The following is a 13008-nucleotide window of genomic DNA, read 5'->3' on the forward strand; positions in this document are numbered from 1 at the left end:
TTGCCCTTCTCGTCGGTCGTCATACTGCCTGCCGTCGGCGCTGCGGACTGAGGCGGGTCCGAACAGCGGGCGAAACATTTCGATGTGAACTTCGAATGATGCGAGGGGTATTGACGCCCCTCGCATCTCGCCTATCGTCCGTAACGCCCGGCACGGTGACCGGGATTCGGCTCACCCACATCAACGCACCCTCCGCCCTCTCGGTCGGCGAGCCAACTTGTAATGAATCGTTCAAGCCGTTGTCGGCCGAGGCACAACTCCACCCGCTCACAAACCGGGAGACGTGAATGCGCCAATTCTGGAAGCGATTACTGGCAGTCGGGGCCGTTGCCTCGCTCGTCGTGGTGGGAGGCCCGGTGGTCGCCAACCCCACGGCCGTCGCCTCCGCGAACACCACCGCATGGCAGAACGGCAGGTTCGTGGTGGACACCCCCAACCTGGTCCGCCGGTCGAACCTCGTGCTCGACCGGGCCAACACCGCCGCGAGCGAGTTCGTCCCTCTCGGCAACGGCACACTGGGCGCAGCCGCCTGGGCTGCGAACGGCTTCACCGCCCAGCTGAACCGCGGCGACACCTTCCCTGACCGCAAGTCACCGGGCTGGGTCACGATCCCCGGTCTGAGCAGACTCACCGGCGCCTCCGACTTCAAGAGCCGGCTCGACCTGTACGACGGGACGCTGCACCAGTCCGGCGGCGGAATGACGTTGCGGGCCTACGTACGGGCGGACGCCTCGCAGCTCGTTGTCGACGTCAGCGGCGCCGACCCGGGGAGCACACAAACGGCGCAGGTGAAGCTGTGGAGCAGCCGCTCCCCGAGCGCTCAGGCATCCGGTTCGGTGGCCACACTGTCGGAGACCTGGACCGACAGCGGTACGACCGGCGCTTCCGGACAACGCTTCGGAACGCTGGCCGGGATCGGCGCCGGTGGACGGAACGTCAGCGCGTCGACGCCCGACTCCCGTACCGGGCAGGTGACTTTCCGGCCCAACGCCGACGGCTCCTTCCGCGTCGTCGTGGTGTCCCCGGGATGGACCGGCGGCGACGCGATCAGCACCACGAAGAATCTACTCGGCGGCGACCTGACCCGCCCTTCCGCAGACCTCGCCGCCGGCCATCTGGCCTGGTGGCACAACTACTGGAACACGGTGGGCCTGATCAAGATCACGTCCGCCGACGGTTCCGGCGAGTACTTCGAGAACATGCGGACGCTGTACCTGTACGACATCGCGGCATCCAACCGCGGCTCCCTGCCCGGCAGTCAGGCCGGTGAAGCGAACCTCTTCAACCCGAGCCAGGACAGCCAGCCCTGGTACCCGGCGGGCTACTGGTTCTGGAACCTGCGGATGTACATGCAGGCCAACCTCTCGGCCGGCGCCTTCTCCCTCAACTCCCCGATCTTCAACCTCTACCGCAGCAACCTGGACAACATCGCCGCCTGGACCAGGGACCACTTTCCCGGCCGGCAGGGCCTGTGCGTGCCGGAAACGATGAGGTTCAACGGCAACGGGTACTACGCTCCCGGCTGGGCCGAGGGCAACGCCTCCTGCGACTCCCTCATCACCCCGTCGTACAACTCGCAGACGGTCACCACCGGCGCCGAGATCAGCCTGTGGATCTGGCAGACGTACCTCATGACCGATGACAAGTCGTTCCTCACACAGAACTACCCCCTGATGAAGGGTGCGGCGCAGTTCCTCCTGTCCCACGCGAAGACCGGGTCGGACGGCCTGCTGCACACCACCTCCAACGGGCACGAGACCCAGTGGGCGGTCAACGACCCGACCACGGACGTGGCGGCGATGCAGTCCCTGTTCCCGGTCGTGGTGTCGGCGGCGCAGACGCTCGGCGTCGACTCCGACCTCGTCGGGGCGCTGCGGAGCGCGATCCCCAAGATCCGACCGCTGCCCAGGACCGACACCGCGACCCAGACCCAGGTGCTCGACCCCTCGTCCGACGCCTCCGGCACCACCATGCTCGCCCTGTCCGCCCAGCCGACGGCCACGAAGAACAACACCGAGAACCTGGGACTCGAGGCCGTGTGGCCGTACAGCCTGATCGGCGACAGCGGGAACCAGTCCGAGCTCGGCCGGCGCACCTTCACCCATCGCAGCTACGTCACCGAGAACGACTGGAGCTTCGACGCACTGCATGCGGCCCGGCTGGGGCTGGGTGATCAGATGAGGACCGCGATGACGGCCAACGTCGCCAAGTACCAGGTGTTCCCCAACGGCATGGCGAGCTGGAATGCCCAACCGGAGACGCCCTACCTGGAACAACTCGGCGTCAACGCCGCCGCGATCGGCGAGGGCCTCGTACAGCACTACGACGGGACCCTGCGGATCGCGCCCGGGTGGCCGAGCTCCTGGGACGTCGACGGGTCGGTGTACATCCAGCACAAGGGCAAGGCACACGTCCAGATTCGAGGCGGGACGCTGGTCACCGTCGCCGTCGAGGCCGGCGCGAACGGCAACATCACCGTGCGCAATCCGTGGCCGGGCCAGAACGTCATGGTCCTCGACGGTTCCGGCGGGACAGTGCTGTCCGGCCAGAACGGCGCCACGCTCACGATTCCGGCCCGGGCCGGAACGTCGTACCTGATCCAGCGGCCCTCGGCGCCCACCACCTCCCTGCCCTTCGCGGCGGTGAGCGGCAGCCCCGCCACCGCGCCGAAGAGCCTCAACGGCAGGGTCATCGGCCTGGCCCGCTGAGAAGGGGGGCACCGCGCGTGTCGTCGGTGATCCTGTCGGACGCCACGGGCTGGGTGTAGATGGTCTCCGCCGACGCGGCGCCTGCTCAAGTGTCCCCGAGCAGGCGCCGCCGACCGACAGCGCGCCGCTGAGGGCCGGGGCAGTGGTACCGGTCAGTCCCTTGCGGGAGAAGACGCGACCAGAGTTGATTCTGGGAAGGCGCAGCCCGGACCGGCCGTATGCCGGCAGCCCTTTCCGTGGTGTCCAACCTTGCCGGTGCACACCGGGAACGAGTCGCCATCCGGTGCTGTCGATCAGGGCCTGGGAGAGGTACGGAGTGAGCCCGCCGAAGATCCGGGACGGGGCGCGCCTGCGGGTTCGCGTCGCACGAGGCGGCGGGAGGTGCGGGCCTCGACGCTGAGGCAAGCTGCCGGCCGGCGACGTGACAGGGACGTCGGTCAGGAGGGTGGGCGGGTAGCACGGCGTCTCGGCCACTCCCCCGGTCAGCAGGCGGGCGCCCATCGAGACGGCCTCCTCGACACGGCGTTCCAGGAGGGACAACGCCCATTTGTTGATCACCGGGCCGACCACGGTGCGTGGATCGCGCGGGTCGCCGGTGGGCAGCGCGCCGCCCACCGGTCGCGCTGCGCACCGTCGCGGACTGGATCGCGGCACATCCCGGACGGCTCGACCGCGTGGTGTTCACCCTGCTTGAGGGCGCCGACGAACAGGCCTACCGGACGACCACGTCACGTCCTCTTCTCAGACTCTTGCAGCGACGAGGCGCTCGCGACACCGTGTCGGACAGTCGTCAGTCGAGCAGCGCCGCACGGAACATGCGCAACCCTGTCCGCATCTTGTGCATGGCTCAACCCTTGCGTTGCTTGACGCCCTCGGTCACGGCGGGGAGGACCGTGTGGAGGTCGCCCACGACACCGAAGTCGACGAGCTCGAAGATCGGAGCCTCCTCGTCCGTGTTCACCGCGACGATGGTCTTCGAGGTCTGCATGCCGGCGCGGTGCTGGATGGCGCCGGAGATCCCGGCGGCGATGTAGAGATGGGGCGAGACGGTCTTGCCGGTCTGGCCGATCTGGTGGCTGTGCGGCTTCCAGCCCGAGTCGACCGCAGCCCGCGAGGCGCCCACGGCCGCGCCGAGGGCATCGGCGAGATCCTCGACCGGATCGAAGATGCCGCCGGTGCCGCGACCGCCGGAGACCACGATCGCGGCCTCGGTCAGTTCGGGGCGGCCGGTGGCGGCCCGAGGCTCGGAGGCCACGATCCGGGCACCCTGGGCGGCCTCGGACACGGTGACGGCCACCTCCTCGACCTGGCCGGCGCCGTCGGCCTCCACCGGCACCGCGGAGTTGGGCTTGACGGTGATGATCGGGATGCCCCGGGTGACCCTGGCCTTGACCGTGTAGCTGCCGGCGAACACCGACTGGGTGGTCACCGGGCCGTCGTCTCCGGCCTCGATGTCGATGGCGTCGGTGATCAGCCCGGAGCCGGTGGTGATCGCGAGCCGGCCGGCGACCTCCTTGCCCTCGGCGGATGAGGCGATCAGTACCGCCCCCACGCCACCGGACTGCGAGGTCTTCTCCACGAGCTGCTGCAGCGCCTCGACCTTCGGTGCGACCAGGTATCCCTTCAGACCCTCGTCGTCGACGACATACACCCTCTGCGCGCCGTACCTCTTGACGGCATCGGCGACGTCCGCCCCCTCGGCCTTCGGACCGATGAACACCGCCGACGGTTCGCCCATGCGCGCCGCGAGCGTGAGCATCTCGTACGTTGGCTTCTTGATCGCCACACCCTCAGGAACGTCGACGTGGTCGACGATCACCAGGATCTCGGACATTGAATCGCTCTCCGCAATCTATGGGTCGGATGACTCGGACGGACTTGCCTAGATGAACTTCTGGGCGGCGAGGAAGTCAGCCAGCGCCATGGCGCCCGAGCCCTCCTCGTCCTTGACGATCTCGCCGGCCTCACGCGGCGGACGCGCGGTCGTCTCCTCGACCACGGTCCACGCCGCGGACAGGCCCACATCGCCGGCGTCGACCCCGATGTCGGACAGCGCCAGGATCTCCAGCGGCTTCTTCTTCGCCGCCATGATCCCCTTGAACGACGGGTACCGCGCCTCACCGGACTGGTCGGTCACCGACACCACCAACGGCATTGCCCCAACCACCACTTCGGTCGCGACGTCGCCGTCGCGCTGGATCCGCACCTCGCCACCCTGCCTCTCGACCTTCGAGGCCAAGGTGAGCTGAGGCAGCGACAGGCGCTCGGCCAGCATCGCCGGCACCACGCTCATCGAACCGTCGGTGGACGCCATGCCACACATCACCAGGTCGTACGGCATGCCTCCCCCATCAGCACCGCCGCCCCATTGCACCGCCTTTGCCAGGACCAGCGACGTGGCGATCGCATCGGAACCTGCGATCGCGTCGTCCTGGACGTGCACACCGTTGTCGGCACCCATCTGCAGCGCCTTGCGCACCGCATCGACCGCCTGCTCGGGGCCCACGCACAACACGGTCACCTCGACGTCGTCGGGTCTCCCGGCCTTCTCCTTGATCTGGAGCGCCTGCTCCACGGCGTACTCGTCGAGCTCGGACAGGAGTCCGTCCACGCCCACGCGGTCGACGGTCTTGTCGTGCTGGAAGTGCCGGTTCCCTGTGGCGTCGGGCACGTACTTCACACAGACAGCGATTTTCATGGGTCCTGCTTCCTGATGTTGTGTCAGATCTCTCGACCGACCTGGTGCCCGTGGACGATGGCAATCTCGATGTCTCGTGGCTGGTAGCAGTCACCGATCGCTTGGACGTCCGGGTGCTGCTTCACCAGCTGTCGGTAGAGCGAGTCGTCAGCAATGCCGCCTGCGGCTACGACAACGGTGTCGATGCCTTCGATGCTGTCGGGCTCCCAGGTGACGACATTGAACGTGGTGATCGAGCCTTCTTCGATCTCGTGGATCGAGGTGTGGGTCTGCAGCTCCACTCGTGGGCTGTTCGTGAGCGCTTCGAGGAGATGGTGGCGCGCCGGCGATGGCATTTCGGGGGCCACGGTCTCCATCCCGGTCACGAACCTGACGTTGTGTCGCTTGGCGGCGAGGTAGTCGGCTGTGGTGGCCCCTTCTGCCCGGCCACCGACGTCGAACACGAGCACGTTCGTGCCGGCCACCGTGTGGTCGGCGAGGACCTCTCGAGCAGTGTGCACGTGCGGGGAGTCCGCGCCGATCACCTCCGGAACGAAGGGCGTGGACCCGGTGGCGACGAGGATGACGTCGGGAGACTCGGCCAGGACGGTCTTCGCGTCAGCCTCCACGCCGAGTCGGACATCTACCCCGACCTTGGGCAGCTGCCGTTCAAACCAGAGGATGACCTCCTCGAAGTTGCCCCGTTTCGGTGTCGTCATGACGAGATTGACCTGGCCGCCCATGCGATGGCTGCGTTCGAACAGGACCACATCGTGTCCCCGCATCGCAGCAGTGCGGGCCGCCTCCATGCCGGCCGGTCCGGCGCCGACGATGACGACCCGCTTCGGTTCGTCAACCGGCTCCAGCTCTCCCCACGCCTGCTCCCGGCCGGTGACAGGGTTGTAGATGCACCCGACGCCGAGACCCTTGTCGACATGGCCGACGCAGGACTGGGTGCAGGCGATGCAGGTGCGGATGTCGTCGATGCGACCCTCACGCGCCTTGTTCGGGAAATGTGGGTCGGCGATGAGGGTCTTCGCCATTCCTACGATGTCGAGCTTTCCGTCGGCGATGCTCTGCTCTGCGAAGGCTGGTGAGTCCTGACGACCCGCTCCGATGATCGGCAGTGCGATGCCGGCGTCCTTCATGGCCTCGGACAGGTGGACGAAGGCCCCGGTCTCGAAGTAGTGGCTGGGCCAGTGTGCTCGACCGATTCGAGGGACGGAGGTGATGGCCTGCCAAATGTTGATGTAATCGACGAGCTGCTCTGCTTCGAGGATCTTCGCCAGCTCGACGTGCTCGGCGAGACTCATGCTGTAGTCCACACCGTCGTCGTAGAGCCGGACGCCGAGGAGCCGGTCCTTGCCAATGCCTTCGCGCGTCACCGCGAGCACTTCCTTCAGGAACCTCATCCGTTCCCGCAGGTCATTGCCCCCGTACTTGTCGTCGCGGCGGTTGCCGTGCGGATGCAGGAAGTTCGCGAACAGGTAGTCCATGCCGATTGCGAGCTCGATCCCGTCGAATTCGCAGCGCCGCATGCGATCCGCGGCGGCGCCGAACGACTCGACGATCCCTTCCACTTCGCCGGTCGACAGCTCGTGGGGCATGAACAGGGGCACCGAATAGTCGGGGGTCGGGACGGGCGATGGGGCGACGATGTCGCGGCGAAGGAATCCCGCGTGATCCATGAGGCGACGTCCACGGTGACCGAGCTGCGCGACGAGGGGGACGTCGAACTCGTGGCACCCCTGCACCATCTTGGTGAACGCGCCCATGGTCGCGTCACTGTAGGTGGCCAGCGAGAGTGACGCGTCGCCGTCATAGACGGGAACCGTATGCCCGGTGACGATGACACCGGCGCCGCCCTTGGCTCGTTCGCGAACGTAGTAGGCGTACGCATCAGTCGGGGTGCCGTCCCCCAGTTGGAAGTGTGCGGCGTGCCCGGTGTTCATGATTCGGTTTTTCAGGGTGTATGGACCTACCTGAATAGGGTTGAAGAGGTGGGGGAAGTCCGTCATGTCAGAGTCCTGGGGTCTTGTGCTCGAGTGAGGTGGGTGTGCCTAAGGGCTGTCCCGTCGTCCCTGGTGGATCGGCGTGCGGCGTCAGATGCGGTGCATCGCAAGGCGGAGGGACGTCCGCACACCGGATGTATGCGGACGTTCCGACGACGCGGCCGTGGGGGTCCCTCCCGCGCGAGCGAAGCCGAGCGTGGGGGAGCCGTAGCTGTCGTCGCGCGCCCGCCAGGGATGACGGGACAGCCCTTGGGTGTCCTGTGGCCGGAATTCGTGTGCCCGGGTCGTGGCGTCGGCCGGTCGTTGAGCCGAGTCACCCCTGCGCTCGCCGGTGCGTGGACACTCCGGTCGACGTTCATGTCTCGCGACTGGCCGGGTCCGTGTCGCGTGGAGAGCCATGACGCACTCTGTCCAGACTCATTCCGAAATCCGTCTGCAGTCGCGCGGGGTATGAACGACCCTCTCGATTGTTGCCGGACGGCTAACCAAGGGTGATCGCTCTCGACTCACCGGACTTGAGGTTGAGTTCGTCGGGGCTCGGGGCGTACTGCTGCGCCTTCTCGGTTGGCAGCCGCGTCGCGATCGCCAGGTAGTAGACGGAGAGACTGAAAGCGACCATGACTGCGGTATCCCAGTAGGGGAACGGCAGGTAGCCGAGGCCGCTGGGGTGGGAGGCCTGGCCGAAGGTGCCCATGTAGCTGATGGTCGCTGTCCCCAGGATCCAGACCCACACCCACCAAGAAGAGCGGAAGTCGAGGGTGGGGCGGTCCTCGGCTTGTTGGAAGGCGCGGTTGATGAAGAACACCGCGTAGCCGATTCCGATGGCGACGAAGACCTTCCAGTTTGTTGCCCAACCGGTCCAGTAGATGAGCAGGTTGGCGGCAGCGAAGCCCAGCGGCGCCCAGAGACCTGCCGGTCTGAGCCGGAATGGACGGGCCGCGTCGGGGAACGAGCGCCGGAACGACCCGAGCGCGACGGGGACACCTGCCCACAGCATGGCCGTGGCGGAAGTGAGGAATCCGAGGAGGGACTGCCAGCTCGGAAACGGCAGCAGGCACAACAGGCCGACGACGAAACTGACGATCACGCCGATGACAGGGACACCACGCTTGTCGACGCGAGTCACCAGGTCGGGAATGTATCGGTTCTGCCCCATGCCGTAGGTGACGCGCGCGGTCGAGGTGATGTAGGCGATTCCGTTGCCGGACGGGGAAATGACGGAGTCGACGTAGATGATCGCGGCGATCAGGCCCAGGCCAAGAGACGTGGCCAATGCCGCGAACGGACCCGTGGTGACGTCGACGCTGGTTCTTTCCCAGCCTTGCGCCAGTTTCCCGGGCGAGAGCGCGCCGATGTACGCGATCTGAAGTCCGATGTAGAGGATCGAGCAGACCACAAGGGAACCGAGGAGCGCGAACGGGATGTTTCGGCCGGGGTTCTTGGTCTCGGCGCCGAGCTGAACGGCCTGCTCGAAGCCGGTGTAAGCGAAGACGATGCCGCCGATGGCGACAGCGGCCAGCACGCCATGGAAGCCGTAAGGCGCGAAGCCCTGACTGTAGAAGTTCGACGGCTGGAAGCGGGCGAAGAGGATGGCCACGATGACCAGCGCGATGGTGCCGACCTTCCACCAAGTGATCGCGTTGTGAACCCGGCCCAGGGCCTTGACCGCGAACAGGTTGATCACGACGAAGATCGCCAACAGCGCGGTGGCGACGACATAGCCGAGCGGGGTCAGGGTTCCGTCGACGTGGAACAGGTTCAAGTTCGTATAGCCCTCGGCGTAGTTGAGGACTCCCTCAACCTCGATGGGGGCGGTCGCCGCACCATAGATCCAGGCCATCCAGCCGATGCCGAATCCGGCTAGGGTCCCATGGGAGTAGTGGACGAACCGGGCCGAGCCTCCGGCCACGGAGAACATCGCGCCCACCTCAGCGTGGTTGAACGCGATCAGTACGAGAATCGCGATCGCGACAAACCAAGCGAGCAGCGCCGAGGGGCCGGCAATGGAGGCAGCGATCATCGCACTGAACATCCACCCCGTTCCGATGATCGAGTTGATCGCGATCTGCAGGATGTTCAGCCGGGACAGTTGGCGCTTGAGGCCGTACTCGGCTACTTCGGTACTCACACTCACGCTTTCTCTCCTAATCGCTCGTGATGAGGTAGGGCTGGGGTGGCTCGCGACCCCAGTACGCGACTTTGATGAGCAGCGGTCGCGCACCGTGTGCACCGGACGGCTCGATTCAGCACTTCACGTGCTGTGCAGACATCGAGGCCCCGGGCTCTCGATCAGCGTGAAGCCAAGTGACTCACGTCCCGCTATCCAGGTAAAGCAGGGAAAGATGGATGGAACCGTGAAGAAATACTTATCGTTCTGCCGGGGCTCAATACCCAGCGCCTGTTGACCAGCGTTCGACGTGACCATGTGGGCGTCGTTCCCGGTGTTCATGTCTGTGCGGTGGGGCGGAGTACTGCCGGTGGGCTGGTACGGGCGCGGGGTGTGTCGGTGAGCCAGGCGTTGATGCGGATGAGGTTGATCGCGGCGCACGCCGGTGAGCTGGTGTTGGAGGCTGGTCTTGGCGAGGCCGCGGTAGCGGGTCCTGCGCAGCCGCAGGCGTGCACGTCCTGGGGGATGGTCGCTGCGACGGGCCTGAGGGTGATCTCCCGGCACTGGGCCTTCGGGGAGTGACGCCTTCCCGCAGCTGAGGGGTGAGGGCGACGGCCGGCCGGCGACGAGCGGACCCGGATGACGGGCATCGGCGACCAGGCGCACCTGCTCCGGCTCGCACTTCTCGGTGAGATGGACCTTCAAGCCCTCCCAGAACGCCTGGTGGAAGGACTGGACCGACATCTGCCGCAGGAAGTCCACCTCCCGCGAGTCCTCGATCCGGGACGCGCGGTTGGCGCATCAGTTGGCAGCGCATGCGCGCCGAGCCAGTCCGGCTCAGCGCGGGCCATCGCTTTCAGCGCCGTCGCACACTCTCACCCGCCGGCTCCAGCCAGTTCACCTCGCGTGCCGCAGACAGCACATCCGCGGAGTCGGTCCCCGCCTTGCCGCCACCGTTTCGTGATCACGCCGACGCCGGGCGGGCGCGTAGACGTAGTGGTCAGCGTGGTGCCGTGCGGGATCACATGGCTCTCCGTCCGTTGCCGCGCGCGCGATACCCGCCGACTTCTCAGCGCGGCTGGACACCTCATCCCGACCGCGAGTTGATGACCTTGCCCTGCAGGCCCTAACGATCGGTGATGCTCGGCCTGCTGTGCCGGTAGGCCTCTCGGAGCGCGCCACGCACCGCGACGAGTGCGGGGTTGCGGTGTGAGCCGACCCGGCAGGTCGTGACAATCTGCCGCACGTGGGAGGCCGCCATCTGGCGCAGGTGGAATCTCGGTTCACGGTCGAACCAGGTGAGGTCCGGCAGGAACGCCGCCGCGTGGCCGCTGGCGACGAGTTGCGCTTGCACCAGTACGTCAGAGGTTTCGTGCACCACTCTTGGTTCGAAGCCGGCTTGGCGGCAGGTGGCCATGGCCCAGTCGCGCCCTGGACTGCCTTCTGGCTCCAGAACCCAGGGGCAGCCGGCAAGGTCAGTAAGAACTACCTCGCTCGGTTCGCGTCCCTCGGGCGGCTGCAAGAACGCCACCCGGATGGGATCTTCGGCAACCACGTCGAAGTCCATCTCGCTCGAGCGGCTGGTCGGATAGTCGAGGTAGTTTTCGCCGCAGACCAGATCGAACTCGCGGGCCAGCAGAGCGGGGAGCGCGACTTCAGGTTCGGCTTGGGTGAACTGAACCTTCAGTCCGGGGTGGCCCTCCGCCAGCGAGGTCAGCGTCGCGGGCACGAGTGCGAGCGCGGCGGTCTGGACCGTGGCGAGTCTGATCGTGCCCACGACGTTGTCCAGCGACGCGAGGATGTCTGTTTCAGCACGTTCCAGCTGCTCCAGCACGGCGGCTGTGTAAGCGACGAGGATGTGCGCTTGATCAGTGAGTCTGATGCGCCGGCCGTCCGGCTCGAAAAGCCTCGTTCCGATCTCCTCCTCGAGCACGGCGAGCTGTTGGGAGACGGCTGACGGGCTGTAGGCCAGCGCGGCGGCCACCGAGGTGACGGTGCCGCGTTGCGCCAGCTCTCGAAGCAACCGCATGCGGTGGAGATCGAACCTCACACCCCGAGGCTACCATGAAGAAAATCTGAAAGATATTAGCCAAGTTTCCGCGCTATTCATGAACCAACTGTCGCGGCATCCTGTGTTGCACCGCGGCGCTCACGCGTCGCACCGGCTCGCCGACTGCCTCGGCATTGCACGGAGTGCACGGCCGACAGTGAGGTCAGGAGCGTCGATGGGATCTCATGACAGCGGCGCGAGCACCACGCTGTTACCCGGGCGCCGGCTCGGCTGCCACCGGTTCGGGAACCAGCCCCCGAGACCGTGACTCGATCGGCGTCCCGCAGTGTTCGGGGCCATGGGCGGGTCTCGCGATGATCTCGTACCGCGGGCGATTCGAGCTGCCGGAGACGAGGGTGCTCGGGCTCGGCCGTATCCCACTCGGTCAGGACACCGCTGTGGTCGCGGCCTGGAACCCCACGATCTCCCGCTGAGCGCCGGCTGTCCGCCCGCAATCAGTACTCGTCGAATAGAAGCCATGCGAAAGGAGAGGCTCCATGAATTCCCGGGTGGCCGCTGTCACGGGCGGCTCAAGCGGACTCGGCGAGGCCGCGGCGCGACGCCTGGCCGCCGACGGTTATGACATCGCGGTGGTGGATGTCGACCGCGCCGCCGGCGAACGAGTTGTCAAGGATCTGGTCGCGTCAGGACACAAGGCGCGTTTCTACGGCTGCGATGTGTCCGATCGTTCCGCGGTTGAGGAAACAGCGGCGGCGGTGGCCGCCGAGATGGGCGCGGCAGAGGTTCTGGTGACGTCTGCTGGGCTGACTCCCAACAGCGAGGCCATTCTCGAGATGGACATGTCGGCGCACGAGAGAATGTGGCGAGTCAACTATTTCGGCACGGTCCATGCCTGCCAGTCGTTCGCGCGGTTCATGGTGGCGCTGCGGAGGGGATCGATCATTACGCTCGGTTCGATCCACAGCCGGCTGCCCATGCCACTGCCGGCGTACAACCCGGGCAAGGTTGCCATCGAGCGCCTCACCCAACTCCTGGCCGCCGAGCTCGGGCGATTTCACATCCGGGTCAACAGCGTGGGACCGACGCATGTCATGACTCCCCCGCTGCGCGCGGCAATCAATGCCGGCGAGCGAGACATGAGCAAGATCATGATGGTGCATGCCCTGGACTATCTTCCGGAGCCGGAGGACGTCGCGGAGGCGATCGCGTTCCTTGCCTCACAGCGTGCACGGGCCATTACCGGAGTGCTGTTGCCGGTCGACAGCGGCAGTCTCGCCGGGATTTCTTACAACACCTATGCCGGCGGTGTCCCGTGGGACGAGAGCTGAGTCGCTCTCGCGGAGACGACACTCCTCTCCGGGCGGACGGAGAAACAAGAAGCGCAGACAGAGCTCTTGGCCTCTGAGCCGCTTGTCACCGCTGGGACGCCGATCCGGATTCTGTGCAGGTGCTTTTTCCGGACTGTGCGCTGTCCGGCCGGCTGAAATCACGCG

General features: G+C 66.5%; 8 protein-coding genes and 1 pseudogene. 2 read left to right on the plus strand and 7 right to left on the minus strand.

Annotated features, from left to right (window positions below):
• The first annotated feature begins 287 nt into the window (after positions 1-287).
• Positions 288-2708 (plus strand): glycosyl hydrolase family 95 catalytic domain-containing protein, encoded by a 2421-nt coding sequence (locus ACIBAF_RS30935; RefSeq protein WP_399467446.1) that lies wholly within the window; start codon positions 288-290, stop codon positions 2706-2708.
• 432 nt (positions 2709-3140) lie between these two features.
• On the opposite strand, the pseudogene ACIBAF_RS30940 reads toward ACIBAF_RS30935, so the two are convergent.
• The 7 genes and pseudogenes from ACIBAF_RS30940 to ACIBAF_RS30970 form a co-directional block, all read right to left on the minus strand.
• A pseudogene (locus ACIBAF_RS30940) lies at positions 3141-3362 on the minus strand (aldehyde dehydrogenase family protein); the annotation flags it as partial.
• Positions 3363-3555: 193 nt separating this feature from the next.
• Positions 3556-4542, minus strand: coding sequence for an electron transfer flavoprotein subunit alpha/FixB family protein (locus ACIBAF_RS30945; protein WP_399467448.1), 987 nt, complete (start codon positions 4540-4542; stop codon positions 3556-3558).
• Positions 4543-4590: 48 nt separating this feature from the next.
• Complete coding sequence (locus tag ACIBAF_RS30950) at positions 4591-5406, minus strand: electron transfer flavoprotein subunit beta/FixA family protein (RefSeq protein WP_399467449.1); 816 nt, start codon at positions 5404-5406, stop codon at positions 4591-4593.
• 23 nt (positions 5407-5429) lie between these two features.
• On the minus strand, positions 5430-7403 hold the full coding sequence (locus tag ACIBAF_RS30955) for an FAD-dependent oxidoreductase (protein WP_399467450.1): 1974 nt from the start codon (positions 7401-7403) through the stop codon (positions 5430-5432).
• Between the two features lie 475 nt (positions 7404-7878).
• A complete protein-coding gene (locus ACIBAF_RS30960) occupies positions 7879-9531 on the minus strand; it encodes an APC family permease (RefSeq protein WP_399467452.1) in 1653 nt (550 codons plus the stop codon).
• A gap of 117 nt (positions 9532-9648) precedes the next feature.
• Positions 9649-10266 carry a hypothetical protein gene (locus ACIBAF_RS30965; RefSeq protein WP_399467454.1) on the minus strand — a complete coding sequence of 206 codons (618 nt, stop codon included), beginning with the start codon at positions 10264-10266 and terminating at the stop codon, positions 9649-9651.
• A gap of 364 nt (positions 10267-10630) precedes the next feature.
• Positions 10631-11554, minus strand: coding sequence for a LysR family transcriptional regulator (locus ACIBAF_RS30970; RefSeq protein WP_399467455.1), 924 nt, complete (start codon positions 11552-11554; stop codon positions 10631-10633).
• Between the two features lie 497 nt (positions 11555-12051).
• Between ACIBAF_RS30970 and ACIBAF_RS30975 the strand changes: the two genes are divergently transcribed.
• Positions 12052-12843, plus strand: coding sequence for an SDR family NAD(P)-dependent oxidoreductase (locus ACIBAF_RS30975; RefSeq protein WP_399467457.1), 792 nt, complete (start codon positions 12052-12054; stop codon positions 12841-12843).
• Positions 12844-13008: the final 165 nt, after the last annotated feature.

The sequence above is a fragment of the Streptomyces sp. NPDC051677 genome (genome assembly GCF_044453465.1).
Classification (GTDB): Bacteria; Actinomycetota; Actinomycetes; order Streptomycetales; family Streptomycetaceae; genus Streptomyces.